The sequence below is a fragment of the Solitalea agri genome, assembly GCF_023914155.1.
In the GTDB taxonomy this organism is placed as follows: Bacteria; Bacteroidota; Bacteroidia; order Sphingobacteriales; family Sphingobacteriaceae; genus Solitalea; species Solitalea agri.
This window is the reverse complement of sequence record NZ_JAMWYS010000017.1, coordinates 30937-55674: the sequence shown is the minus strand read 5'-3', so window position 1 is coordinate 55674 and position 24738 is coordinate 30937. Positions and strand designations below refer to the sequence as shown.

Sequence of the window (24738 nt, the reverse complement as noted above, 5' to 3'; positions counted from 1 at the left end):
CTAAACTATCGGTGTTTGCAGATAAAAGCATGAAGAGTGTATTGCATTTAGCAGCAATGAGTGCCATTAGGATTAATAACGATTTAAGGGTTTATTACAAAAGAAAAGTAGCAGAAGGCAAGGCTAAAATGAGTGTTTTGAATGCTGTTAGAAACAAAATTATTCATAGGATATATGCCCTAATAAAAAACCAAACCATCTATAAAAATGATTTGGTTTTATCATAGAAATCAGGGTGACCAGCTTCGACTCCGCCCAGGGTGACCAGCTTCGACTCCGCTCAGGATTACTCGCTTCGACTCCGCCCAGGGAGACAACATAAACCTCATATCCTGTTTGCTCCCATGCCCTACGTACTACTACTGAGAAACGTAAATCAGTAGTTCTGCAGAAAAAAGGCCTCTCCATTGCCATTACCTTTGATAGCAACGCTTTACAATTTCATAAAGCTAAAACGAACTAACAAAACAAACAGCAATTATGAAAACGATCTATCAAATTACGCTCTGCACTGTACTGCTCCATTGGGCAAACCCTTCGGAAGCACAGTTGCTAAATCGGCTGAAGAATAAAGCCAACGCACAAATTAACAAGGCGGTTTTGGGCGATAATTCTACCCCTACAACCCATACGACTACCAATGGTGGAGGTTCAGGGTATTCATCAGGTTCATCAGCTAACGAATCAACAAGTGATCGACTGAGCAATGTAGAAAAAGAAGAGCTATACAAACTTGAAGAAGATGAGCGCATCGACTATCGCGAGTCGAAGATCATGGTTAGCTCAACCAATAAAATATCGGGGTTGGTAATTGTTAACCGAAACGGAAAACGTTTTGTGGTTGAAAACGGAGTAAAAAAAGGTCCTTTCGCTCCCAATAATGTGCCATTAAATTTCTTATACGAACCAGACGAAAGATCTAAAAAAGAAGCTTACTCTACCGATGCGAATGAAATGTTGAATGTTTATCAGAACTACGTAAAGTCAGACGACAACTACGATTACATTGTTTTCAATGGCAAAAAATCAATAGGATTCTCAACATTGGAAGCCATGAAAGTAAATCCTGAGAAAACAAAATATGTTGCTTTGGTTGCCATTGAAATTGACGATAACAACAAACAGAAGTTTTTAATTAACCAGGATGGAAAAAAAGTCGAAGTAGCTGCAAAAGGCCAAGTTATTGGACAAATAGTTGTGAACCCCACATTTACCGATGCTGCTTTCTGGGGGCAAGACCTGACAAATATTGACTATACCCACCCTGGGGAAATGAAAGTTATTCTGGCTAGCCTAAGTGGTATTAAGCAAGCGATACCCCAACTAAACAGTGTTTGGTTTGATGACAACGGTCACCTGCTGGCATCCAATGGAAAAGCCCTCTATTTAAATGGCAAATTGCTGAAAGAAGGTGATGATTCATCATTTGATAGTGGATGGAGAGACGTTTGGCTAAACAAAGAAGGCTCTTCATGGGCCGCCCTGATTGACAACAAACTAGTGTTTAGTGATGGAAGTGTAGTTAACGATGGGTTTAGCGTTAGTGCTACCGCGCAGAATGGAAAAACAGTGCTAAGATGGATTGCTGTTTCAAAAGGCAGCTTATCGATTACCCGTTATGCAAAAACTCTTTAAAATATTCGTTTTGCTGGCTTGTTTAGGTCTTGCCCTAAACGGCAAGGCCCAACAAGCCACTAATTACAGCGAAGAATTTGGGGCAGATTATTCGCAGGCAAAAGACTTCTTGAGCAAAAATTCATGGATTGCCGATTCGCTGGGCAGCTATAATGTTCCCGCTGCATTTGCCGAAGCCATTATTTTCCCTGAGTTAGTTCGTTTCTCTGTTTTAAGGGACCAAATGGAAACCGGAGGATTAAAAATCCTCTACGTTTCCTTTGGGAAAGATTATGCCGACTTTTCGATAGGTCGTTTTCAGATGAAACCATCTTTTGCAGAACAGCTTTTAACCGATATTGAAATGTATAAGCTGAATAAAACTTTTCGATCATTACTGATAAATAAAACGTTTGATGAAGAAACTCAACGAAGAGCGGTTATCAAAAGCCTTGAATCGCCACAAAAACAGGTGATGTACTTAGCCGCTTTTTATCAGGTTTGCGAACAAAAATTTAAATCAAAAAAGTGGACCTCAACTGAGGAGAAATTAAGGTTTTATGCCACCGCTTACAATTGCGGATATCGCCAAACGGAGAAATACATCCTTCAGAAAGCTAGGCAGTCGTTCTTTTCAACCAGCATAATGGGCTTTGGAAAAACTTATAACTACGCAAATATCTCTTTATTTTACTATGAGCAATCTATCGAAAAGCTAACCCGACAATAGTTCAGCTGCATTAAATGACATTGCGCCCTTTTGAGTACATGATCAAGCTTCTTCTTTTAATAGATATAGGACGTTGATATTGCTCATTCTTTAACCGATGATTACTGTAATAAGCTAAGATCAAAGCGGGGCTGATATAACTGGTTACTTCATGCTGATGATTAAGAACGGGAATAATCTGTAATTTCTGCCTTTCCAATTTTTCCATGGCATCAGAAAGGCTGCTTGATTCGTGAATAAAATGCTTAGGATTTCGAATTAGTTCATGAATTTGATCCTTTGAATCGAGTTTATGCTTATAAATATCGGTTAGGTGCAAAACCCCAGCGAATTTATTTTCTTTATCCACCACCGCAACTTCTGAAAAAGCATAACTCATATCCATTAACCATGCTTGCAGATTTTCTACTGTAAAATCAACGCTTATGGTATTTAGTTGAGCCGAAACAACATGCTTAACCGTTAATCCTTGCAAAATATCCGGTTCATAAGCCGATGGCGTCAATACTCCTCTGCGATGAATTTTTTCAGTCATGATGCTGTTTTTCATCAGCAAAAAAGAAACAAAATAAGCCGCCGTACATGCTATAAGCAAAGGAAGAAGGCCATGAGGCTGTAAGGTAGTTTCAAAAGCGAATGCAATGGATGTCAATAAAGCCCTTGCTGCACCTGCAAACATAGAAGCCATTCCGATTAATGCACACACCGATAAACTAATATCACTTTGAGGAAACAAATATTGAACGATCATCCCTAACAAAACTCCGGTGGCGCCACCGATTGTCAATAGTGGAGCCAGGGTTCCACCTGAGGTACCACTACCTAATGACAGCGACCAAGAAATGAATTTTAAAAAACATAACCCGAAAACCAACGTCAAGGGCAAGCTGCCCGAGAGAAGTTGTGAGATATTACTATAACCTACCCCTAGGGTATAAGGAGCAAAATAGCCCATAATACCAACCGCTAATGCACCAATGGCCGGCCACCACATCCAATGAATGGGCAGTTTCTCAAACAAATCTTCAATAAGATATATGCTTTTGGAAATTACAGTAGCAATGACTCCTATTAGTGCACCTAATAAACCGTACCAAACCAATGCTTGAAAACCTGCCTCCGGAATTGACGGCATGGTAAACACAGCTCCTGTACCAAATAACAAAAGATGCATTGCCGCACCTGTAGCACAAGCCAATGCTGTTGGAATAATCGATCGTGGTGAAAATTCAAATAATAACAACTCTATGGCTAACAAAACAGCAGCTATCGGAGTTCCGAAGATTGCAGCCATACCGGCTGTTGCACCCGCTGTTAAAACTATCTTACGCTCATTAGGCGTAATATGCATTATTTGTCCCACAAATGACCCAAAGGCTCCACCGGTTGAGATGATTGGTCCTTCGGCGCCAAATGGACCACCTGTACCAATAGAAATTGCTGCCGATAACGGCTTTAGTATCGTGATGATTGGTTTGATCTTACTTTCATTGGTAAGTACCTGCTCCATCGCTTCCGGAATACCATGCCCTCTGATAGCTGGAGATCCAAAACGAGCCATTACACCAACTATCAATCCACCTATGCATGGAATTAGGATCACTAACAATCCTAACTGGTTATGAGCCGGACTGCTTTCATGGAAAGAGAAGGTTTGGTAAAAAGAAAGATTGGTAAAGAGATTTATGAGCGCAACTAATATTTTTGCCAGGAAACCAATAATGACGGCATTAACTATTACCTGAATACTTAAAAAGAATAATCGCTTATTTACAAATGAGATTGAATGTACAGCCGAATTGGCTTTGTCAGAATGAATTGAGCTTGATTCAGAAGCTACTTTCTCCATATTAATTCAGTTTATTTTTTTTGCAAAAATATTGTTTTTGCAATATTTTACGACTTAATTTTATTTTATTTTTCACTCAAAACATTGCAATAGCAATATTTAATATACAATATGATCACACATAGTAATTGTTTTCTTTGTAAGCATACCCTACCCGAATGGCATACCGCGATTGAATCAAACTCGCAATTAATAAATTTTAAAAAAGGGGAAGTGATCTTTAAAGAAGGAGACACTGTAAATGGTTACTATTTTATTCACTCCGGAAAAGTTAAAGTGCATAAACAATGGGGCAGTGATAAAGAACTGATCATAAAATTTGCTGCTGAAGGAGATGTTTTAGGGCACAGGGCTATTGGTAACAATCAGCACTACCCGGTTTCAGCCACAGCTATTGAGCCAGTTAGCGTTTGTTTCATTAGTACAACGTTTTTTCAGACCTCTCTTAAGGTAAACAATGAACTTACGTATCAAATGATGTTGTTCTATGCAAAAGAATTACAGGATGCCGAATTAAGCATGAGAAACATGGTGCATATGGATGTTAAAAGCCGGATCGTGGATGCCTTGCTAAAAATAAAGAGCTTATTTGGAGTGACCAACGAGGGTTTTATCAATACTGTTTTATCCAGACAAGATATAGCTTCGTATGCAGGTACAACCTATGAAACACTGTTTAAAGTACTTAATGAATTGGTCAAAGATCAGTTTATCCGTTTGGATGGAAAGAATATCTTAATTATAAATGATGCCCGGCTTAAGGATATGATAAGGACCAGGGAATAACCCTTTCTTATGAACTTGGAGGTTGTTTCTTAACTTTCCAAAGGCTATCAAGTTGAATGGCTTCGTGCAGCAATTTTACAATGGCTTTGGCGTCAATTTCTTCCGGTGATTTATAGATCTTGTAAAATATCTGCTTGTTGGTTCCATGAGTGAGGTAATTATCTTCGTCATTGAGTTTATTGCCGTACCAAAAGCCTAACAGAACACCCTCCTTAATTCCTCCTCTCGGGATTCGGGCCGGCCAAACAATACAAATACCCTTTTTACCATAGTAGAAAGGCACATTGTAGGAAATTTTCTCTTTGCAATATTCAGGCAGTGTTTCCAGGATAAGTTGACGCAACACATCCACAATTATCCGCTCTTGTTCCGGTAAACATTCGAACAGTTGAGCAACGGATTGAATTTTTAGTGGGAAGTTGTTAGTCATAACCTGTCAACTTAAACTAAAACAATTCTTTACCGATTATTATATCTCCCATTTCCCCATTTGTTTAGCAATATCAATAAGCAGTTGGCCTTGTGGAGTCATTAAACCTTGTTCAATCAATTTCTCCGCCCGCTCTATATTTGATTTACTCCACTTACTTCGTTTTGGGTTGCGGGGAGAAAAAGTCAGGTAGAAACTTTCATGATGGCGGTTTTTACATAAACTATCAATCCAGCCAAAACACAAAGCTTCTTCGGTAGCCTCAATAAGATCTACACTTTGAACCTTGCTTTTTTTATGATACAAGATCAACCAAACTGACTTTGCAGTTTGGCTATTCTGCGACAACCAATTTCGCCATTCTGCCCTGGTTTGAGCATACACGGCTTGTTTCCCATCTTTCATTTCCATGAGAGCGAAGCGTTTTTTGCTTCAGAATTTCAAGTTAACGAACATTTTCGATGAATTCATTTATTCAAAAATGAGATGAACTTGTGACAACCCTATGTCAGTAGGGATCAATCTGCCGAATGAACCTAAACTAACATTATAAAACATTATTGAGTTTAACGTATTGAAGCAGCATTATTGTTTTCGCATCTTTAATATCCCCGCTTTCTATCCTCTTCATCGCCTCGCTAATATCAATTTCTAATACTTCAATATTTTCTTCCTCATGCTCAACACCACCTCCTTCAGATACTTTCATCTCTTTTGTGTATTCTGCAATAAAGAAATAAAGAATTTCTGTTACCGAACCCGGCGACATATATGCTTCAAATACTTTTCGCACATCGGTAACTTTATATCCCGTTTCTTCTTCAGTTTCCCGTCTGATACAATCTTCCGGATTGTCTTTATCCAACAAACCTGCACAGACTTCGATTAGCATTCCGGTCTCATTTCCGTTTACAAAGGTTGGCAGGCGAAACTGTCTTGTGAGAATAACAGTTTGTAGGGCTTTATTATAAAGTAAAATGGTTGCGCCATTTCCCCGGTCGTAAACTTCTCTGCTTTGGGTCAGTTTTGAACCATTCTTTTTCGTGTACTCATAGGTAATTTTTCTAAGTATGTACCAATTGTCAGAGAGTACTTGGGTATCTAAGATTTGAATATTGTCGATCATTTACAGGTAAGGTTTGTGCGTTAGCAGCTTTTACTATTTGAGTTTTGTTCCATCAAAATTATAGACATCGGTCATACTAAATGCAGTTAAAGAAGATCCATTCTGATTCAGCAAATCCAGTTTTTCTTTAGCTTCAGTTAAAGATGGAATAACTCCCTCTTCGGTATACCACATTACGGCTCTATGACCTTCAATTTCTTGCGACCATTTTTTTCTGCTTTTCAAAAAGTAACTATGAACCGTTTGATAGGTATACGATTTCAAGTAGTCATAATTTAGCCACACCGACATATTAACAAATATCAGCTCATCTTTGTAAGGTGTTTCTACATTGGCCGCACTTGCTCCATTGTCGTCTTTAAGTCGCCATACAAAACCCGGACTATCTTCAGCCAGTTGATTCACAGGAGCCAAAAAATCTTTAAATTCTTTAACAACCGGAGAATCGATATGATCTTTAAGTTTTATTATATTGAATTGGGAAAGATGATATTTTTTATTGTTCATTAGGTAATGAGTTATGTATTTGAAGGATTCTAGTAGATGTATCTAGTCTTTGAAAATAGATAAAAATGTGCAGGTTTTAAATGCTGCATCAAAAACTCATCATCAGCCTGCAATAAGACAGTAAGTTCTCCCCTCTTGTCCTTAATAAAAAAAGAGAGACTTTGGTCTCCCTTTTAATTTATATTGATAGAACTATCTGTATTACTCTAACATCGTTATTTTTTCACCTTTTGTTCTTCCGGTTTCATTAAACGATTCAATAGTGAAATAATAGTGTTGGTTAACAGCCAAGCTATTTATGGTCAAGTCAGTATCACTGTAAACCATATAGTGCTGATACAGCTTCTTTTTATCTACGCCATAGCTGATTACGTATCCGGTCGCATTTGGCGCTTTTGCCCAACTAAGTTTAACACTTCGTTTATCGTTTGAGTTTCTTTGGGCTTCTAAACCATCAGCCTTTCCAGGAGCCTTACCTTTACCTTTTCCAAATACCCTAAAACCGCTAATGGCGAAGTTACCATCAGGCACCTGTACATTTTTAATCTTTAAATAGCGACATGAAACTTTCGTCGGAAGTTGGAAGTATTCGTGAGTATTGTCGGTTTTGTTTTTCGATTGGTCAATCAGCTTAGTCCAATCAGTGCCATTAGTTGAATATTCAACTATATAACGGTTAAACGTACCTTTCTGACGACCCAGCAATTTTGTATTGTGCTCTGCAAAGTTTAACTGAAGTGCATATACTTCATATTGCTCTCCTAAATCTATGGTGGCATATTCATTAGCCGAACCACTGGTTGCCGACCAATAGGTTCGAATATTTTCATCCGTCATAAATCGAGCAGGAAGAGAATCGATAGCTGATGACACATTCACTTTCTTATTGTATGAAAGCAGCATCCAACCTGGGAAGATATCTTCGAAACTGTTGATCTTCTTTTGCGGAATCAGGTAAGGATAATCACCATACCCGGTTGAAGCATACAAGGTTCCTTCGGCATCAAAAAAGGCAGGGAATAACCCTAACCTACGTTCGAACATATGCTTAACGGAAATTGTCATGGTGCCAATGTGCCAGTAATTACCATATTGATCGGCAAAGGTACTTCCATGGCCGGCCCCGGCAGCAAATCCTTCGGGTTTATAGGCAAATGCATTGTGCGCTTGCGCAACGAAAGGCCCTAATGGACTTTCGGAAACAAAAACGCCATCGGCATAGCTTTTATATTCGGTGCCAGGCCCTGAGTATTGCAGGTAATATTTACCGTTGTGTTTATTCATCCAGGAACCTTCTATCCATGGCGCTTGTTGGGTCAACGTGTTATAGTCACCAGGAACCTCCCAACCATGCTGAGCGGTATTGGCTGTAATTAGATCAACCGGTTTACCGATGAACTTAAAGTTGTTCTTGTAATCCAATTCCACTCCATGAATTGGGGTAACATTCGAACAACCCCAATAGAGGTACAAATGCTGATCATCATCCAGGAAAAGTGCAGGATCCCAAACAGGGGTTTCCAGTTTTTCGCAGGCCACTGTCCACTTTCCGCTGAGTGGATCAGCAGATTTATAGATCGTGCTTTTCTCCAGTGATGAAGCCAGGAAATACAAGGTATCTTTAATGGCAACCGCTGTTGGGGCATAATCTTCAAGTGGCAGATCAGCCGTTTCTACAAATGACCATTGCTTAAGATCTTTTGAATGCCAATACCCACCCGACTTTGAAGCGAATAAAAAATAGGTATCCTTAAACCTAACAATTGTTGGGTCGGCAGCCTCTCTTCTTGAAGGCATGTCGAGGCAAAACCGATAGTTCAGATCCATCGGATTACAGGCTGTTGAGAAACTCTGTGATTGCGCCTGATAGGATACAAGATAGCAAACAACCACAATTAGATACTTAATGATTTTCATTCCTTACAATATGATCCGTGGAGATGTTAAAAATTATTTCATTGGTTTGTAGGTGAAGTTTTTAAATCGAACAGATCCTTCGCCCATTGAGCAAAGTCCGATACGTAAACTTAAAAATCCGCCTAAAACGTTATGGTGCAAGGCCGAAACTTCTGCTGAGTTCTCAATCTTAATCCAGTTAGTGCCGTTTGTGCTATAATACATATCAACGGCATTATTCACATTCTTAATGCGAAGAAAAACATGCTTATCTAACACCTTTTTCTCGGTAACAAACTGCCATCCGTGCAGATCGGCTTGTACATTTTCGCTATCGGCTAAAATACCCGAATGTGCATTATTGTTATAAAACAGCACGATCCCGCCTGTAGCTTTGCCTTCAATGAAAAGCTCCACATCGGCAGTATATGCATGATCAGAAGGAATACAAAGCATAGGAGCACAATCACCTACCCCATTTCCTTTGCCCTTTATTTCCAAACCTGTGTTATCGGCATGAAATCTTGTAGTATCACATCCTCCAAAGAATTTCCATTGTGGACTCAATGTTTTAGCATCAAACTTATCACTTAATGAAAATGTGGTAGCAGAAGCAGCCGCAAGAGAATTAGCTATTGGCCTTTCTGTTTTAATACCTTCGGGAGATTTAAACCAACCATCTTTTGTCCATTCAACGGGCTGAAGCAATGTTTGTCGGCCCATATTATAAAAACCATTTTCATAAGCGTGGAAAACGATCCACCACTTACCCTTTAAGTCTTCGAATAATGTTCCATGTCCTTTTGACCACCATTTTTCAGAGCTTGCAGTTGTTCGTAAAATTGGATTATAGGGTGAGTTCTCCCAGGGACCTAATGGGGATTTGGACCGAGCCGAGATGATCATATGGCTGGTGGCAGGACCGGCGGTCCCACCTTCGGCCAATGTCATGTAATAATAATCGCCATGCTTTACTAGTTTTGGCCCTTCCATACAAAAACATTCAATTGACCAATCGCGTGGGATTTTCCATCCGTCGTAGGCATGTTTATACTCACCGGCAACCGAAAGTCCTTCGTCGGTTAATGGAACATAACCGCCGCTGCTAAAGTACAGGTATCTTTTCCCATCCTTATCGGTAACATGACCGGGATCGATATTGCCAATTTTCAGATCAACCGGATCAGTCCATGGACCATTAATTGAATTGGCGGTAATTACATAGTTGGTGTTATTAGCCGGAAAATAGATGTAGTATTTATCCTTATATTTTACCAGATCTGGAGCCCAAACCGAACCCACATATTTATGCAAAGCATTAGTCACGGGTTTCCAGTTGATCAAATCTTTTGAATGCCAAATAAGCAAACCCGGATAATATTCAAACGATGAATGGACAATGTAATAATCATCACCATCGCGCAATAAGCTGGGATCAGGATAATCGCCGGCAAAAATTGGGTTCTGAAAGGTCTTTTCATTCGGGCTTGTTTGAGATTGAGCAAAGGCACAAACAGACAAATGAAAAAACAAGGCAATTGTTAAAATTCGCTTCATAGTCAACTAAAATAAGCAGATATATTAAAATTCCAACCTTGGAACAGTTGTTTTTTCTAATATTTAGCCTATTTAGTTAATAATTTATCAAATGCCTTTCTTTAAAGAATGAAGCCTACTTTAATATTTATTCTGAAACCATTAACGAAGCTTTGATCGGATTCAGCTTATCATCAATTTGCAGCCTTTTGTCCTTGCTTTCTTCCGATAGTAAAATAAAACAAAGGCCCTACCATTGGGACAAATAAAATAACTAATAGCCAGATTAGTTTTGTGGTACTATCCCTAAAGGCTGTTTTTAAGAGATTAAGAAGCGCAATAATTGTAATAATGATGGATAAAAGACTGAATACAGTCCAAAAAACAAGGCCCGTTTCTGGTGATAAAAGTTCCATAAAGTAAATGTTTTAAAATAGCTGATAATAAAAGGTCCAGAGGTTTTCTCCGGGCCCTTCTTATACCTGTCCTTCGAGTTTAGTCAGCTCTCCTCTTAATGAAGTCGAGAGCATTCTCTTTAACTCTTCATCGGGTTTATTTTGAGCCATTACAAACATTAGCTTAGTGATAGCCGCTTCAAAAGTCATATCGTAACCGTTTAATACACCCATTGATGACAGCGCATCGCTGGTTTCGTAATGGCCCAACTCAACAGTCCCCCCCATACACTGGGAAATATCTAAAATAATGATCCCCCGATTAATAGCTTCTTTTAAAACATTTAAAAAAGCCGGGTTTGTACTTGCATTACCCGAGCCGAAGGCCTCCATTACTACCGCCCTTAAGCCAGGAGTGCTCAACACTCCACTTGCAAAACGCGGATCCATTCCTGGAAAAAGCTTAATTGAACCAATTGAAGTATCGAAGTATTTATAAACTTTTAGCGGCTTATCAGGATGAGGTAAAATGTATTTTTCATTGTATTTCAGACGAATACCAGCCTCTGCCAATGAATGATAGTTAGTGGAGGTAAAGGCCTGAAACTTTTCCGAATCAAACTTAGTAGAACGGTTTCCACGATAAAGCATATAATCAAAATAGATACATACCTCTGGAACCATGGCTTTGCCATCCGCATTCTTAGCGGCAGCAATTTCCAGTGCTGTTAATAAGTTCTCTTTAGCGTCTGTTCTTAATTCACCGATGGGCAGTTGCGCTCCGGTAAAAACAACAGGTTTAGAAAGATTTTCGAACGCAAAGCTCAAAGCCGATGCAGAGTAGGCCATTGTATCTGATCCATGAAGAACCACGAAGCCATCATATTTATGATAATTATCTTCGATGATGACTGCTAGCTCTATCCAAATTTCAGGGGTAACATTCGATGAATCAATTGTTGGGTTGAAAGAATGGACAGCAAAATTGAAATTGAGTCTTTTAAGTTCTGGTACATTGCCGGTAATGTGCGAAAAATTGAAAGGCTTAAGCGCTCCTGTTTTGGGATCGTTAATCATTCCAATGGTTCCACCGGTATAGATAATCAGAATATTGGTCATTAGGGTTTAGGTCAAGCTTATTGATGAATTCGCAAATAAAGCCATTCCAAGTTAAATTCCAAAAATTGTTTTTGAATTTTCAGTCGTTATTTTTGCCATTTTTTCAATTTCCATCTGATGCAAGTCAGCTACCTTTTGAGCGATGTGAAGCAAATAGCTGCTTTCATTCGGCTTTCCTCTGTAGGGCACCGGGGGTAAATAGGGTGCATCGGTTTCTAATACCAAATATTTAGGATCGATTTGAGCAACAGTTTTGTCCAATCCTGAGTTTTTATACGTTACCACACCTCCAATACCTAAATAAAAGTTAAGATCAATAACCTTTTGTGCTTGCTCGGCATTGCCGGTAAAGCAATGGAAAATTCCACGGAGTTTCTCATCCTTTTCTGCTTCCAGTATTTCCAGGATTTCATCAAAAGCTTCGCGACAGTGAATAACTATTGGTAAGCCGAGTTCCTTAGCCCAGTTGATCTGTGTTCTGAACGCTGCTTTTTGCTGTTCGATATGTGTTTTGTCCCAATAAAGATCGATACCAATTTCGCCTATAGCATAGATCTTATTGCTGTCGATAGCCTGCTTGATAATTGCCAGTTCCTCCTCAAAATTATCTTTTACTGAGCAAGGATGAAGACCCATCATAGGGAAACAATTGTTGGGGTATTGTTTTGCCAGCTCAAAAACCTGCGGAATGGTTTCTGAATCGACATTGGGTAAAAACAATCGGCTGATGCCATTATCAAATGCACGTTGAATAGCTTGAGCGCGTTCTTGTGGATTTTCAGGAGCGTAATACTGATGGGTATGCGTATCGGTAAGAATCATTTTGTAAACTAAAAAGAAGCTAAAAAGCTTTAAGGCATGTACACATAAACAAAAACTGCGAATGATTGTTCATTCGCAGTTTTTCATATTTATAGCTTAAGTATTATTTATTTTGCTGCGCTAACCGGAGCTGCTGTAGCAGGTTTTACGTCAACAATTTCCAAATCAAAAACTAATGGGCTATTTGGAGGAATAGGACCATTACCCATTTCGCCGTAAGCCAATTTAGCAGGGATAACTACAGTTGCTTTTTCGCCTTTTTTCAATAATTGCAAAGCTTCAACCCACCCATCAATTACTACACCTTTTTGCACTGGCAATTCAAATGGAGCTCTACCTTCTGATGAATCGAATTTTGTACCATCTAACAATTTACCAGTATAGTGAACTTTAACAGTATCGCCAAGTTTAACCGGAGTTCCAGCAGCAGCAGGAGTGGTTACTAAATAACGAAGACCTGAAGCAGTTTTGTTAAAGGCTAATTTGCTGTCGGTAACAAATTTATCAACAGCTTTTGTTGCTTCTGCATCCATAGCAACTTTAGTTTTAACATCTACAATTTTAATTACGAAAGTCAGGTAGCTACCAGCCTTAATGAAAGGAGGCATTTTTTGCATACCGAATTTAGGAGAGAAGATCGAATCAGCTAAAATTTTGAATGAAGCGCTATCGTCTTTACACAACATTTTAAAGGCATCCATCATATCGCCTTTAAACATTGATTTTTGAATGATCAACTCATAAGGACGACCCATTTTATAGGTATTCAATAATACTGAGTCGCTATCGGTTTTATAGATCAGGTTAACTTTTACAAAGTCACCTTCCTTAATTTTCTCACCTTTGTTATCGGTATATATTTTATACAACAATCCTGAGTCACTTTTCTTGTAACCGTCTTTGTTACAAGCGAACAATAAGCCTGACAGGGCTAATGCTACTACTGCAAATTTTACTTTCATTTGTATGTTTGTCTTTTTACTTTATGCTATGTGGTTAAACGTTTAATAGTTCCTTATATTCCGGCAGGGCTGAAATAAATTTCTGAACAGTATCTTCCAATGATAAAGACGATTGTCCGCCTGCTGCATTATGATGACCTCCGCCTTCAAAATATTTCTTAGCTACTTCATTGGCCGGAAATTCACCTTTTGAACGGAGTGAAAGCTTCACTATTTCGGTTCTATCAATAATTATGGCCGCGAATTTAATGTTATTGATCGAAAGCGCGTAATTTACAATTCCTTCTGTATCGCCTGATGTTACGTCATAATCCAGTAAATCCTGCTTATTTAACGCTATAAGGGCGGTTCGGTATTCCGGAAAAATTTGCAATTTATCTTTAAGGCAGTAGCCCAAGAAATGCGTTCTTTTTTCAGAATAGGTATCATAAACCAATTCGTGAATCCGGGCATTGTCGGCACCGGCCTCAATTAAGTCGGCTACTACGCGGTGTAAGTGCGCGGTTACCGAATTAAAGCGGAATGAACCTGAATCGGTCATAATGCCACAATACAAGCACGAGGCGATCTGCTTGTTCAGCAATTCCTTATCACCCATTTGTACCATGAAATCATACACCAGCTCGGCAGTTGCACATGCGGCAGCGTTCCACAGACGGTAATCGTCAAAACCCTCAGGTTCAAGATGGTGATCGATCATTACCTTTTGAGCTGAAGATGCTCCAACTACATCGCCCACTCCATTTATGCGTCTTAACCCGTTAAAATCAAGACAAAATATCAGATCCGCTTCGGCTATTAACTTATCAGATTCTTCTTTTCGCTCTGTATACACCACCACTTCTCCGTTACCAGGAAGCCAATGCAGAAAGAAAGGATAATCGGTAGGGGTGATCACATGCACATTATGACCTTTCAGCAATAAATAATGATACAAGCCTAACGATGAACCCATCGCATCGCCATCAGGTTTTGGATGAGTGGTAATAACAATATTTTTAGGGGTTTGTAATAGAGGCTTTAGGGCCGTAATTGCTTGCATGTAATCAATTTAAAGAGGGCGAAGATAAGATTTTTAGGAATAAGGTTTCAGGTTTAAATTGAAAATGCTTAAACCTGAAACTTAGCTATTTACGGGGTTTAATATCAACCATTTCAACTTCAAACATTAAAATACTGTTTGGTGGAATGCTGGGGCCCATTGCACGTTCGCCATAGGCTAAACCTGATGGAATTACCAAAACACCTTTAGCACCTTTATTTAATAATTGAAGACCTTCATCCCAGCCGCTGATCACCATTTTTCTTCCCACGATAAATTCGAGAGGCTGATTTCTGTCGTAAGATGCATCGAATTTGTTTCCGTTCAATAATTTTCCGGTGTAATGAACGCTGATGGTATCACCTGCAACGGCATTCCGACCTTCTCCTTTTTGAGTAATTTGATAACGCAAGCCACTCGGTGTTGTTTGAAGTGCTAATTTACTGGTTAATGAATAGTCGGCAATAGCTTTATCTTCTGTTGCTTTAAGCTTTGCTGCCGTTGCCGCCGCTTCTGCTTTTAATTGCTGCGGCGTTTTTACGTCCAATACTTTAATAGTGTAACATAATGATCGTTTTGAACCGAGAAAAGATGGGCGCGGAGTAGTAGCCGGAGCATTTTTGAAAAGCAAGTCGCTGCTGATTCTAAAGGTTGCACTATCACCTTTTGACAATAAAGTAAGCGCATCCATCAACTGAGCTTTGTCAATAGTGGTGTCTATTTTAACGAGTATTTCAAGGGGGGCTTGTTTGTAGGTGCTCTGTAATAACGAATCCTTATCCGTTTTATAAATTAAGTGAAACTTAACATAATCACCCGCTTTGATTTTAACCTTATTGGGTGCTTTTGAAGTTTTAAGTATTTTATATTGAAGTCCGCGTTTGGTTTTCAAAAAATCGTTGGTGAATGCAAAAAGAGCAACGGTGCTTATCAGCAGGAAACTTAAAAGTTGTTTGGCTTTAATGGTCATAAAAAATACGTGTATGTATTGCTAATCGTCTTTTGATTTAAGGGGGCTAAAATAAAAGATAAATTCTATCTTTGCGGCGAATTTAAAAAAAGGGTTGTGCATTTTTATATACCTGAAAAGCAGTACCTAAACATTGCCTCAAAGGCAAGGCAATCAGTTTCATACATAATAAAATAATAAATAAAAGATGGCTACTAACAGAACCTTCACAATGATTAAGCCTGACGCGGTGGCAAACGGCCATGCAGGTGCAATATTAGATCGTATTATTAAAGCTGGCTACAAAGTAGTGGCATTAAAATATACTAAGCTTTCGGCTGAAACTGCTGGTCAGTTTTATGCAGTTCACAGCGAGCGTCCTTTCTACAAAGATTTAGTAAGCTTTATGTCACAAGGTCCTATTTATGCTGCTATCTTAGAAAAAGATAACGCAATTGAAGACTTCCGTAAATTCATCGGAGCTACTGATCCGGCTAAAGCTGACGCAGGTACTATCCGTGCTGATTTCGCTAAATCTATTGATGCTAACGCTATTCACGGTTCTGACTCAGACGAAAACGCAGCTATTGAAGGTAATTTCTTCTTCTCTAACTTCGAGCGTTTCTAGTCAACACTAGAATGATATTAAAAAGCGAGCATGATGATTATCATGCTCGCTTTTTGGTTTGGAGACAATGGTCTTGCTAAACCTTAAAATGACTAAATATAAATTAACTGGGTGATGTAGATCATAGGTATCGTTCTTTTAGAATACCCATATGATGAACTTCGTGGCCAATGGTTGCCTTTAGAAATTCCTCCACTGTTAATTCGTATTTCCAGGCAGTTCCTTTTAAGTTAAGTTGCTCTGTTGAAAGTGTGGCGATGAAACTGTTGGTGGCATTTCTTACGTTATTGAAATCGGTCAATAAGAGCTCAAAACTTAACTCGTTGAAGCGACTATTGTCGACAAACAGGTTCTGATCATAACCTGGCAACGCCGTGGTGTCTTTACGGCTGAAGCACAATGCACGATAGGTCATAATCCGTTCATGGTCGGTAATGTGACCGATGATTTGTTTAATGCTCCATTTGCCCGGCGCATAACAATAAGCCGATTTTTCTTCGCTTATAGTTTCAAGAAGCGTAAAGGTTTCGGGTGAAGCAAACAATTGTTTGTAGTCGGTGCTGCCTAGTAATTCAATGTAATAAGGAAAACCATCCTCAATAGTGTATTTCATATTTCTTTATTAAGGCATCAGTAATATCGCTGGTCGGGATCTGTTCTGAAGAACAGTACCATACGTAAAAAATCGAATTTATTGATTTGTTTACTGATTTGCTTAAATAAAGTTCTGTTGATCAAGAGCTTTTTTACAGGTAGTTATTTTATTAATTCAACAAATTTCACCAAATCATTTGTCGGGTCCTCATCAATAATTGTATGAAGATGCCCAAGATAATTCATGCCTAAGTACTTTGCTGTCTCAAGAAAGGGAAGCCAAAAATTCTCGCCTAAATGATCACCAATGGAAGAACTCAGAACAGCCATCTTTTTAGTCCTTAGTTTTCTGCCCAATTCCTTCTCCGTATCCAGCAAATCAGTAAGCCGATCAAAAAACACTTTCATAATACCGCTCATCGAATACCAATACACAGGTGTGGCAAAAACCAACACATCGTAATTATTGACAATTCTCCTAAGTAGGGCCAAATAATCATCGTTTTGATTTTTATGCTCATAGTCATAATAGCTGAAGTTAAAATCATTTAGATCGATAACATCAAAGTCCGACATTGAGCATAGTTGATCAACCACTTGCTTTGTATTGCCGTCCTTTCTTGAGCTTCCGATGATGATGAGTTTTTTCAAAGGCTAGTTATTCATTAGGTTCAAGGTGGCTTCTTAATCCATCTATTCGGAATTTATTAATTAGATTATAAGAACCAAGTCGCATATCCACCGCTCGCGGCAAATGCAGATTATGAATTCGCCCTTATTTTGTCATCAAAGTCAAAGCTAATTATTAGTGGTGTATGGTCGCTATGGGTTATCCAATTTTCATATGTTCCGATTTCCAAATATTTTACTTTGTCAAAAAGGTCAGCCGATGTAAAGCAGTAGTCAATATGGTATGGTTTTTCCTTCTTGCGTTGTAGAAAAAAAGTCGGATGTTGTTCTTTTCCTTGTTCTTGTTTTAAGTGTCTATGGTAAACGCTGTGTATATTTTTCTCAGCTAGCTTGTCAACAACTGCTGAATGGTTGCCATTTCTGTGTTCCTTGTCCCAAATTTTGTTGCTATTAAAGTCGCCTGTTAAAATTGTTCGTCCGCTGAGGAGATGGTCGTAATGGTTAACCGCTTTCCAAACTTGTTCAATATATTGCCCGTCTGGGTCGTGACGATTGTTAGCCCAAATCGCAATTAATGTAAAATCGAATTGCCCTCCAGTAACTGAAATAGGGGAAATAATCTTTAAGTCTTCATTATGATGGTCAAGAAGTTGAAACTTAAAGTTGCTGTAAGAAAAAACACCAAGACCTTTGTGCTTGTTGTCGCCAAACCAAAGAAAGTCGTTCGGTTGTTGAATTGTTGTACTGAAAACTAATTTGTCTGGATGTTCACATTCTTGAACAACTAAAATGTCTGGTTGTTGTAGCAAGATAATGTCTGCCTTTTTCCTAAAAGCTCCTTGGCAATTCCAGGTTATTAATTTCATTCTTTGTCTTTCAATATGTTTGTTCACTAACAGCTCTAGCCTACCTAATAAACTCCACCACTCTTTCAATTGGCCGACCAATAATGGCTTGGTTGCCCTTAATAATGATGGGACGTTCCATTAATTGTGGAATATCGATCATGGCCTGGATAACTTCGTCCTGACTAAGTTCTTTGCCCGCAAATTGCTCCTTCCAGATAGTTTCTTTTTTACGAACCAGTTCAATAGGCTCAATTCCGATGAGATCAATGATGCTTTTCAATTCATCGAAACTAAGTTTCTCATCCGCATATTTTACCACTTCGGCTTCAATGCCGTTCTCTTCTAATGTGCTTAATACGTTTCTACTCGTACTGCAACGTGCGTTATGCAATATCTTCATGTTGGGGTGTTTGGTTTTTGAAATAAAAAATAACAACAACGACGATTATAGGAATACCACCTCGTCAATTAATCGTGTACCAGCTTTATCGTTCACTACTTCTACAATCTTATCTTTAGCGCGGGTTAACTCATGGCGTAACGCTGCCGAATCTAAACGCACAAATAGTTTGCGGTTACGGATAAATAATTCGGATGTACGATTGGCTACCATTGGTCCCATAATGTCGGCCCATGACTGAACGATGTTTACTTCGTTATACTTATCCTTTAATTTATAGGTTTCGAGCAATAAATTTATTGCCTCTTTTAACGATTGCTCGTTGGTTTTCTTAAACATACTCCTTTGCTTGCTTCGGTTTAAATGTAAGGTAATTCCGCTGAAGTTATTCATCTTTTGCCTGAAGATATTCTTCCATGCTTTTAATATGGCCCCCTTCAACAGCGCCTTTGTCCACCTCAAAAACTTTAATTCCCATACCTATCTCATTGAACACTTTTTCAATGCGTTCACGATTGGTATCGGTAATAAATAGCTGTCCGAAGCTATCCTGTACCACCATTTCCATCAATTTTTTGATCCGAAGATCGTCGAGCTTATCGAAAATATCATCGAGCAAAAGCAAAGGCTTAAATCCTTTTTCTTTGGTTAAATAACTGTATTGAGCAAGTTTTAAAGCGATCAAAAACGACTTTTGCTGCCCTTGTGAACCGAATTTCTTTAATGAATACCCATGGATAGTAAACTCCAGTTCGTCTTTATGAATTCCAAAGCCGGTACGCTGCAACACCTTGTCTTTTGGGAATGATCTGCTTAGTCCTTCTTCAAAATCACTTTCGTTCAATTGAGAAACATATTCGAGGGTAACCGTTTCTGCTTCGTTGCTTAAATAACGGTAATGCTGATTAAACGTAGGTGTAAACGATTCTAAAAAGGCTTTTCGTTTCTGATAGATTTCGGTACCGGTAATTTTTAGCTGCTCGTCGTATATGGAAAGTAAATCCATATCGAAATGACCGCGTTCGGCAAACTGACGAAGCAGGCTATTTCTGCTCGTTAGGTTTTTATTGTAGAGAATAAGCGTATCGAGGTATCGGTTGTCGGTTTGCGAAATTACGTTGTCAATAAATTTACGGCGTTCTTCACTTCCCTCAATCACCAAACTAATATCATATGGCGATATCATTACCAGTGGAAACTGCCCAATATGATCAGCCAGTCGGGAATAATCTTTCTTATTGCGTTTAAACTGTTTTTTTTGATTTCTCTTTAGCCCACAAAAAATCACTTCTTGCGTTTCGTTCTTCTCGAAGTTTCCCTGCAGCATAAAATAATCTTGCTCGTAACGTATTTGCTGACTATCTACCGGGTTAAAATAACTTTTACAAAGTGATAAGTAGTGAATTGCATCGAGCAAATTTGTTTTGCCGGCACCATTATTACCCACAAAGCAATTTACTGCCGGATGAAAATCCAGTTCAGCTTCGGTATAGTTTTTAAAATTGAGTAATGTGAGCTTTTGCAGGTGCATGAGGCAAAGTTAAACATCTGAAAGGTAATTAGAAGTTAACGGCAAAAAACAGTGCGGTTTGACCTGAATTCACACCCATTTAATGAATTTATAAATTACGTTGGAAGTACGCTCAACAACGGTAATGCTGTAGCGTCTTATTAACAAAGCCAGAGAGGGTGCCTACTGTTTTGAGCTTCATGAATTGGGTACTGCAGCTTTTGCAATTATGAAATTAGCTTTTTGTCTGAATAAGAGCAATTTGCAATCCGAGGGTAAACAAATAAAAATCGGACTTGCGTAAAAAGATTAAAATAGTATTTTTGCGCACTCAATATAATACAAATGGCAAAAAATCAAGCGAATAATCAACCAGAATTGGGTGGTTTAGACTTACAGGGGCAGTTCGGAAAGACAGAACAATTTGTTACGGAAAATAAAAAAAGCCTTTTGATTATTCTGGGCGCAGTGGTTGTAATGGGCGGTTTATTCATTGGATGGAACCTTTATCATAAAAATCAGGATAAAGATGCACAAGACCAAATGTTTAGAGCCGAGCAATACTTTGAAACTGATTCTTTAAACAAAGCTTTAAACGGTGACGGAAACTATCCAGGTTTCTTAAAAATTATCGACGAGTATAGCGGTACAAAATCAGCTAACCTTGCAAATTACTATGCAGGTATCTGTTACCTTAAAAAAGGTGAATTTGAAAAAGCTATTGAACATTTAGAAAGCTATACTTCGAAAGATGATATCACTACTGCTACTTCTTTAGGTGCAATTGGCGATGCATATAGCGAATTAAAGAAATACGATCAGGCTGCTGATTACTACAAAAAAGCTGCTGATAAAAACCTTCAGAACTTTTCTCCAATGTATCTAATGAAATTAGGTATGATTTACGAAGAGTTAAAGAAAAATGACAAAGCTTTAGAGGCTTATAAAACTATTAAAACTGAATACAGCGATTCGCAACAAGCACGTACCATCGATGAGTACATTGCTCGTGCTGAGGCTAAGTTATAATAGCTTAATTTGAATAATGATCTTTAAAACGGTGAACGGTATTAAGCTGTTCACCGTTTTTCTTTATAGTAAATCTTTTATCAATACACTACTAATAATAGAATAAAACCGAAAATGGCTACTGCATTTAAAAATCTATCTGATTTCTCATCAACAGAAATACCTTCGGCCAAAGGCTTTAAATTTGGTATTGCAGTTTCAGAATGGAATCATAAAGTTACCGGAGCACTTTTAGATGGCGCTGTTGCCGTTTTAAAGAAGCATGACTCTACAGATAATGATATTGTAATTGTATCTGTTCCTGGCACTTTTGAGCTTAGTACGGCCGCTCAATTATTACTGGAGTCGCAAGAGTTTGATGCCATTATTTGCTTAGGATGTGTTGTACAGGGTGAAACACGGCATTTCGATTTTATTTGCGATGCAGTTTCAAACGGTATCACCAATGTAGCGTTGAAATATAACAAGCCTGTTATTTTTGGTGTGTTAACTACCGATAATATGCAGCAAGCTATTGAAAGATCGGGAGGCAAACACGGCAACAAAGGTGACGAAGCCGCTGTTACAGCCATTAAAATGGCTGATTTAGCTAAAAGATTGAAAAAATAATAACCTGAAGGCAAGTTTTCCGTATAAATGGTTATTAAATCTGTATATTAATTTTTCAGGTCTTTCCAGTGAAGCCTTAATATTTAACGCAGCTTTATTTACCATTAATCAAACTCGCATTCAATAATGAAGAAATCAGCCATTTTATTAGTTCTTACTTGTTTTTTAACAGGTTTAGCACTTGAGTCTTGCTCATCGCATCAGTGCCCTGCTTATAGCTCGGTATATAAAGCGAAGCCCGTAAAATCAAAAGGCAAGAAAAAAGATAGATTTAAGGACTAATTATTGCTTTTCTATTTTTATTAAAGGAAATTTACTTTCTTTAGTTTTCAATTTAACTAAGAATATTAAACTCAAACTCAAACATAATGAAACGTATTGCCGTTATCTTAATCTGCACTTTCATTGCAGGCGCAGTATTGGAATCATGCCGTAGTGGTGAAAAATGCCCGGCTTATTCTACAGTGAAAAAAGGTAAAAGATCGAGATATTATTAATGGAGTGGATTGAGCTTACATCTGAAGAGCAGCTTCAACAGATAAAACAAAAGCAAGGATATAGCATAATTTTTAAACACAGCACGCGATGCTCTATTAGTTTATTTGCTAAGAAAAGAGTAGAGCAGGATTGGGCAGAGTTACCTCCAAATACTGAGGTATATTATCTCGATTTGTTGAATTATCGTCCTATTTCTTCAGCAATTGCTGACATTTTTCAGGTGTATCATCAATCGCCTCAATTATTATTGATAAAAAATGGCGAGTGTATTTATGAAACGTCGCATGGAGAAATTAATGTGACGGATACAGTCGAACAAATGACATTATAAAAGAAAGCCCCTTGAAACAAATTCAAGGGGCTTTCTTATGATGGTTGTATTACTATTTCTTAAAGTAAGTAGCCTCCAATTCATCAACACTCGGCATATTACGGAAACTCCACTTATTGATCACCGTTCCTTTCTTCATTAGCATTACACCTGGGTTAGCTCTCACCATTGATTTTAACGGAACTGCATCACCAAAGAAGAATTCATAGTAAATATTATGCTCATGACGAAACGTATCAGCGGTAAGAGGCGTTGCTGAAGTTAGTCCAATGGTTCTTGAATGATATTTTTCAGTCATTAACGTTAATTTATTAAGCTCAAGCTGGATACTTTTGTTCGCTTTTTCAAGATCGTATTCAACCACCCAAAAAGAATATTCAGGGTCTTCTAAAATCACCATTGTTATATCATTGCCATCCTCGTCGCTAAGTTTCAAATCACGGATAGGTACTTTAAAACCTTCCTTTACCAAAACCGGATCAGATGCTTTTACATATTCCCAATCAGGGTTGTTGTAAATCTTTGTTGAAATATATTCCTTATCGGTCCACTCTTTTACCTGCCCGGTTTTTTTATTCTTAAGGGTATAAATGATCTTGAACTCATCAGCAGGAGCTCCTTCAGGAGCTTTCATTAAGTTTGGCAAATTGTTGCCAATTTTATAGGGCAGAAAGTCGATAACCGGTAAATAGCTGTAGGTGTAAAAACCAAAGCCGAAACTAAGCACAGAGGCAACAGCTAATGTGATCCATGATCCCTTGGTCCCAAAAACCGACTTTATTTTATCGGTATTGAAGAAAATCACCAGAATCATCACTAACAGGATCATATCCTTGCCGAACGACTGCCATGGGGTTAATGGAATAGCGTCGCCGAAACAACCGCAGGTTTTTACCACATCAAAATAAGCCGAATAAAATGTTAAGAAGCTAAAAAATACAATAAGCAGCAATAAGCCCCATACTGTTTGCTTGATCTTTACACCAAACAATAAGGCAACGCCCATGATGATTTCGAGCGCACATAATACTATTGCCAGTGTAACAGCAAAGGAGTTAAAGGCTGTCAAATGAAAAACTTCAAAATACTCCTCGAGTTTGTAAGAAAACCCAAGTGGGTCATTCTGTTTTACAAGTCCTGAAAAAATAAAAAGTAAACCGACAAAAATGCGGCAAATGTTGGTAAGGTATTTCATGTTATTAGTCATAGTCCATGGTCGATAGCCTATGGACATTGTTTTAGGTTAATTTATGAGCCATGGACGACTGACTATTGTCCATAGATTGGCGATCTTTTAATTATAGGCTTCTAATTTGATGAGCGCAAACACTGCATAATTGATCATATCCTGATAATTGGCGCCAACACCTTCAGAAACGATAGTTTGGCCTTTGTTATCTTCAATTTGCTTTACACGGAAGATCTTCATTAAAATCAGGTCGGTTAATGAACTTACGCGCATATCACGCCAAGCCTCTCCGTAATCATGATTCTTATCTTCCATTAATGATTTGGTTTCGGCAATCTTCAAATTATACAAGCGCTCCACCTCTTCAATTGGCAGTTCCAATGGATCAGCATCGGTTAATTGAAGTTGTATTAAGGCGATAATGCAATAGTTGATAATGCCGACATACTCAGGCACTATTCCTTCATTAACCTTGCTAACCTTTTTCTCTTCAAGGGTACGAATACGCTGAGCTTTGATAAATATCTGATCGGTGATTGATTCGGGGCGAAGAATGCGCCATGCAGTGCCATAATCTTTGGCTTTCTTAAGAAATAGCTGCTTACAATTATTAATGACCGAGTCGTATTGTGTACCTGTAGTAGTCTGCAAAATGATGATGGTTTTAGTAAAAGCCAAATGGATTTCGAGCAAAAATACATTATCGCTT

Annotated in this window: 28 protein-coding genes and 1 pseudogene; 8 read left to right on the top strand and 21 right to left on the bottom strand. The window is 38.4% G+C overall.

Annotated elements, in window-relative coordinates; translation table 11 throughout:
- The 3 genes and pseudogenes from NF867_RS04265 to NF867_RS04255 form a co-directional block, all read left to right on the top strand.
- Positions 1 to 227: pseudogene (locus NF867_RS04265) on the top strand (hypothetical protein); the annotation flags it as partial.
- 253 nt (positions 228 to 480) lie between these two features.
- Positions 481 to 1635 carry a hypothetical protein gene (locus NF867_RS04260; protein ID WP_252586343.1) on the top strand — a complete coding sequence of 385 codons (1155 nt, stop codon included), beginning with the start codon at positions 481 to 483 and terminating at the stop codon, positions 1633 to 1635.
- A complete protein-coding gene (locus NF867_RS04255) occupies positions 1619 to 2344 on the top strand; it encodes a hypothetical protein (RefSeq protein WP_252586341.1) in 726 nt (241 codons plus the stop codon). Before NF867_RS04260 ends, NF867_RS04255 begins: the two co-directional genes overlap by 17 nt.
- Before the next feature lie 10 nt (positions 2345 to 2354).
- Here the strand turns inward: NF867_RS04255 and NF867_RS04250 are convergent, their stop codons facing one another.
- A complete protein-coding gene (locus NF867_RS04250) occupies positions 2355 to 4193 on the bottom strand; it encodes a chloride channel protein (protein ID WP_252586339.1) in 1839 nt (612 codons plus the stop codon).
- A gap of 111 nt (positions 4194 to 4304) precedes the next feature.
- On the opposite strand from NF867_RS04250, the gene NF867_RS04245 reads away from it, so the two are divergent.
- The gene (locus tag NF867_RS04245; protein WP_252586337.1) at positions 4305 to 4979 is read left to right on the top strand and encodes a Crp/Fnr family transcriptional regulator; all 675 of its coding nucleotides are present in this window, start codon (positions 4305 to 4307) and stop codon (positions 4977 to 4979) included.
- 7 nt (positions 4980 to 4986) lie between these two features.
- Here the strand turns inward: NF867_RS04245 and NF867_RS04240 are convergent, their stop codons facing one another.
- From NF867_RS04240 to NF867_RS04185, 12 genes are all read right to left on the bottom strand, one after another.
- The gene (locus NF867_RS04240; protein ID WP_252586335.1) at positions 4987 to 5409 is read right to left on the bottom strand and encodes a DUF1801 domain-containing protein; all 423 of its coding nucleotides are present in this window, start codon (positions 5407 to 5409) and stop codon (positions 4987 to 4989) included.
- Between the two features lie 39 nt (positions 5410 to 5448).
- On the bottom strand, positions 5449 to 5820 hold the full coding sequence (locus NF867_RS04235; protein ID WP_252586333.1) for a YdeI/OmpD-associated family protein: 372 nt from the start codon (positions 5818 to 5820) through the stop codon (positions 5449 to 5451).
- A 136-nt stretch (positions 5821 to 5956) separates the two neighbouring features.
- Positions 5957 to 6535 carry a GDP-mannose pyrophosphatase NudK gene (nudK, locus tag NF867_RS04230; protein WP_252586331.1) on the bottom strand — a complete coding sequence of 193 codons (579 nt, stop codon included), beginning with the start codon at positions 6533 to 6535 and terminating at the stop codon, positions 5957 to 5959.
- A gap of 33 nt (positions 6536 to 6568) precedes the next feature.
- The gene (locus tag NF867_RS04225; RefSeq protein ID WP_252586329.1) at positions 6569 to 7042 is read right to left on the bottom strand and encodes a DUF3291 domain-containing protein; all 474 of its coding nucleotides are present in this window, start codon (positions 7040 to 7042) and stop codon (positions 6569 to 6571) included.
- A 201-nt stretch (positions 7043 to 7243) separates the two neighbouring features.
- The gene (locus tag NF867_RS04220) at positions 7244 to 8959 is read right to left on the bottom strand and encodes a family 43 glycosylhydrolase (protein WP_252586327.1); all 1716 of its coding nucleotides are present in this window, start codon (positions 8957 to 8959) and stop codon (positions 7244 to 7246) included.
- Positions 8960 to 8992: 33 nt separating this feature from the next.
- A complete protein-coding gene (locus NF867_RS04215) occupies positions 8993 to 10495 on the bottom strand; it encodes a family 43 glycosylhydrolase (protein ID WP_252586325.1) in 1503 nt (500 codons plus the stop codon).
- 173 nt (positions 10496 to 10668) lie between these two features.
- Complete coding sequence (locus NF867_RS04210; protein WP_252586323.1) at positions 10669 to 10890, bottom strand: PLD nuclease N-terminal domain-containing protein; 222 nt, start codon at positions 10888 to 10890, stop codon at positions 10669 to 10671.
- 60 nt (positions 10891 to 10950) lie between these two features.
- Positions 10951 to 11988 carry an asparaginase gene (locus NF867_RS04205; RefSeq protein WP_252586321.1) on the bottom strand — a complete coding sequence of 346 codons (1038 nt, stop codon included), beginning with the start codon at positions 11986 to 11988 and terminating at the stop codon, positions 10951 to 10953.
- Between the two features lie 51 nt (positions 11989 to 12039).
- Entirely contained in the window at positions 12040 to 12810 is a 771-nt protein-coding gene (locus NF867_RS04200; protein WP_252586319.1) for a TatD family hydrolase, read from the bottom strand.
- A 107-nt stretch (positions 12811 to 12917) separates the two neighbouring features.
- Complete coding sequence (locus tag NF867_RS04195; protein ID WP_252586317.1) at positions 12918 to 13772, bottom strand: FKBP-type peptidyl-prolyl cis-trans isomerase; 855 nt, start codon at positions 13770 to 13772, stop codon at positions 12918 to 12920.
- 34 nt (positions 13773 to 13806) lie between these two features.
- Positions 13807 to 14814, bottom strand: a complete 1008-nt coding sequence (locus NF867_RS04190) for a DHH family phosphoesterase (RefSeq protein WP_252586315.1) — start codon at positions 14812 to 14814, stop codon at positions 13807 to 13809.
- A gap of 85 nt (positions 14815 to 14899) precedes the next feature.
- On the bottom strand, positions 14900 to 15784 hold the full coding sequence (locus NF867_RS04185) for an FKBP-type peptidyl-prolyl cis-trans isomerase (RefSeq protein WP_252586313.1): 885 nt from the start codon (positions 15782 to 15784) through the stop codon (positions 14900 to 14902).
- A 187-nt stretch (positions 15785 to 15971) separates the two neighbouring features.
- Here NF867_RS04185 and NF867_RS04180 point away from each other — a divergent pair, with 187 nt between their 5' ends.
- Entirely contained in the window at positions 15972 to 16391 is a 420-nt protein-coding gene (locus NF867_RS04180; RefSeq protein WP_252586311.1) for a nucleoside-diphosphate kinase, read from the top strand.
- A 121-nt stretch (positions 16392 to 16512) separates the two neighbouring features.
- On the opposite strand, the gene NF867_RS04175 is transcribed toward NF867_RS04180, so the two are convergent.
- The 6 genes from NF867_RS04175 to recF all read right to left on the bottom strand — a co-directional run bounded on the left by NF867_RS04175 (position 16513) and on the right by recF (position 20394).
- Positions 16513 to 17004, bottom strand: coding sequence for a DinB family protein (locus tag NF867_RS04175; protein ID WP_252586309.1), 492 nt, complete (start codon positions 17002 to 17004; stop codon positions 16513 to 16515).
- Between the two features lie 143 nt (positions 17005 to 17147).
- On the bottom strand, positions 17148 to 17636 hold the full coding sequence (locus NF867_RS04170; RefSeq protein ID WP_252586307.1) for a flavodoxin family protein: 489 nt from the start codon (positions 17634 to 17636) through the stop codon (positions 17148 to 17150).
- A 110-nt stretch (positions 17637 to 17746) separates the two neighbouring features.
- Complete coding sequence (locus tag NF867_RS04165) at positions 17747 to 18481, bottom strand: endonuclease/exonuclease/phosphatase family protein (RefSeq protein ID WP_252586305.1); 735 nt, start codon at positions 18479 to 18481, stop codon at positions 17747 to 17749.
- Between the two features lie 40 nt (positions 18482 to 18521).
- A complete protein-coding gene (gene arsC, locus NF867_RS04160) occupies positions 18522 to 18863 on the bottom strand; it encodes an arsenate reductase (glutaredoxin) (protein WP_252586303.1) in 342 nt (113 codons plus the stop codon).
- Between the two features lie 45 nt (positions 18864 to 18908).
- Entirely contained in the window at positions 18909 to 19256 is a 348-nt protein-coding gene (locus NF867_RS04155) for a DciA family protein (RefSeq protein ID WP_252586301.1), read from the bottom strand.
- On the bottom strand, positions 19249 to 20394 hold the full coding sequence (gene recF, locus NF867_RS04150) for a DNA replication/repair protein RecF (protein WP_252586300.1): 1146 nt from the start codon (positions 20392 to 20394) through the stop codon (positions 19249 to 19251). Before recF ends, NF867_RS04155 begins: the two co-directional genes overlap by 8 nt.
- Positions 20395 to 20718: 324 nt before the next feature.
- Between recF and NF867_RS04145 the strand changes: the two genes are divergently transcribed.
- From NF867_RS04145 to ytxJ, 3 genes are all read left to right on the top strand, one after another.
- Positions 20719 to 21402 (top strand): tetratricopeptide repeat protein, encoded by a 684-nt coding sequence (locus tag NF867_RS04145; protein ID WP_252586299.1) that lies wholly within the window; start codon positions 20719 to 20721, stop codon positions 21400 to 21402.
- Between the two features lie 114 nt (positions 21403 to 21516).
- Positions 21517 to 22011 (top strand): 6,7-dimethyl-8-ribityllumazine synthase, encoded by a 495-nt coding sequence (ribH, locus tag NF867_RS04140; RefSeq protein WP_252586298.1) that lies wholly within the window; start codon positions 21517 to 21519, stop codon positions 22009 to 22011.
- A gap of 496 nt (positions 22012 to 22507) precedes the next feature.
- A complete protein-coding gene (gene ytxJ / locus NF867_RS04135; protein ID WP_252586297.1) occupies positions 22508 to 22840 on the top strand; it encodes a bacillithiol system redox-active protein YtxJ in 333 nt (110 codons plus the stop codon).
- 52 nt (positions 22841 to 22892) lie between these two features.
- On the opposite strand, the gene NF867_RS04130 is transcribed toward ytxJ, so the two are convergent.
- Together NF867_RS04130 and NF867_RS04125 are read right to left on the bottom strand one after the other, a co-directional pair.
- On the bottom strand, positions 22893 to 24035 hold the full coding sequence (locus NF867_RS04130) for a BT_3928 family protein (RefSeq protein WP_252586296.1): 1143 nt from the start codon (positions 24033 to 24035) through the stop codon (positions 22893 to 22895).
- Between the two features lie 99 nt (positions 24036 to 24134).
- Entirely contained in the window at positions 24135 to 24686 is a 552-nt protein-coding gene (locus tag NF867_RS04125; RefSeq protein WP_252586345.1) for a DUF1599 domain-containing protein, read from the bottom strand.
- Positions 24687 to 24738: the final 52 nt, after the last annotated feature.

Bases quoted from the DNA above. Each gene is read 5' to 3' on its own strand.
- NF867_RS04260 (WP_252586343.1), top strand. From the start codon at position 481: ATGAAAACGATCTATCAAATTACGCTCTGCACTGTACTGCTCCATTGG.
- NF867_RS04255 (WP_252586341.1), top strand. From the start codon at position 1,619: ATGCAAAAACTCTTTAAAATATTCGTTTTGCTGGCTTGTTTAGGTCTT.
- NF867_RS04250 (WP_252586339.1), bottom strand. From the start codon at position 4,193: ATGGAGAAAGTAGCTTCTGAATCAAGCTCAATTCATTCTGACAAAGCC.
- NF867_RS04245 (WP_252586337.1), top strand. From the start codon at position 4,305: ATGATCACACATAGTAATTGTTTTCTTTGTAAGCATACCCTACCCGAA.
- NF867_RS04240 (WP_252586335.1), bottom strand. From the start codon at position 5,409: ATGACTAACAACTTCCCACTAAAAATTCAATCCGTTGCTCAACTGTTC.
- NF867_RS04235 (WP_252586333.1), bottom strand. From the start codon at position 5,820: ATGGAAATGAAAGATGGGAAACAAGCCGTGTATGCTCAAACCAGGGCA.
- nudK (WP_252586331.1), bottom strand. From the start codon at position 6,535: ATGATCGACAATATTCAAATCTTAGATACCCAAGTACTCTCTGACAAT.
- NF867_RS04225 (WP_252586329.1), bottom strand. From the start codon at position 7,042: ATGAACAATAAAAAATATCATCTTTCCCAATTCAATATAATAAAACTT.
- NF867_RS04220 (WP_252586327.1), bottom strand. From the start codon at position 8,959: ATGAAAATCATTAAGTATCTAATTGTGGTTGTTTGCTATCTTGTATCC.
- NF867_RS04215 (WP_252586325.1), bottom strand. From the start codon at position 10,495: ATGAAGCGAATTTTAACAATTGCCTTGTTTTTTCATTTGTCTGTTTGT.
- NF867_RS04210 (WP_252586323.1), bottom strand. From the start codon at position 10,890: ATGGAACTTTTATCACCAGAAACGGGCCTTGTTTTTTGGACTGTATTC.
- NF867_RS04205 (WP_252586321.1), bottom strand. From the start codon at position 11,988: ATGACCAATATTCTGATTATCTATACCGGTGGAACCATTGGAATGATT.
- NF867_RS04200 (WP_252586319.1), bottom strand. From the start codon at position 12,810: ATGATTCTTACCGATACGCATACCCATCAGTATTACGCTCCTGAAAAT.
- NF867_RS04195 (WP_252586317.1), bottom strand. From the start codon at position 13,772: ATGAAAGTAAAATTTGCAGTAGTAGCATTAGCCCTGTCAGGCTTATTG.
- NF867_RS04190 (WP_252586315.1), bottom strand. From the start codon at position 14,814: ATGCAAGCAATTACGGCCCTAAAGCCTCTATTACAAACCCCTAAAAAT.
- NF867_RS04185 (WP_252586313.1), bottom strand. From the start codon at position 15,784: ATGACCATTAAAGCCAAACAACTTTTAAGTTTCCTGCTGATAAGCACC.
- NF867_RS04180 (WP_252586311.1), top strand. From the start codon at position 15,972: ATGGCTACTAACAGAACCTTCACAATGATTAAGCCTGACGCGGTGGCA.
- NF867_RS04175 (WP_252586309.1), bottom strand. From the start codon at position 17,004: ATGAAATACACTATTGAGGATGGTTTTCCTTATTACATTGAATTACTA.
- NF867_RS04165 (WP_252586305.1), bottom strand. From the start codon at position 18,481: ATGAAATTAATAACCTGGAATTGCCAAGGAGCTTTTAGGAAAAAGGCA.
- arsC (WP_252586303.1), bottom strand. From the start codon at position 18,863: ATGAAGATATTGCATAACGCACGTTGCAGTACGAGTAGAAACGTATTA.
- NF867_RS04155 (WP_252586301.1), bottom strand. From the start codon at position 19,256: ATGAATAACTTCAGCGGAATTACCTTACATTTAAACCGAAGCAAGCAA.
- recF (WP_252586300.1), bottom strand. From the start codon at position 20,394: ATGCACCTGCAAAAGCTCACATTACTCAATTTTAAAAACTATACCGAA.
- NF867_RS04145 (WP_252586299.1), top strand. From the start codon at position 20,719: ATGGCAAAAAATCAAGCGAATAATCAACCAGAATTGGGTGGTTTAGAC.
- ribH (WP_252586298.1), top strand. From the start codon at position 21,517: ATGGCTACTGCATTTAAAAATCTATCTGATTTCTCATCAACAGAAATA.
- ytxJ (WP_252586297.1), top strand. From the start codon at position 22,508: ATGGAGTGGATTGAGCTTACATCTGAAGAGCAGCTTCAACAGATAAAA.
- NF867_RS04130 (WP_252586296.1), bottom strand. From the start codon at position 24,035: ATGAAATACCTTACCAACATTTGCCGCATTTTTGTCGGTTTACTTTTT.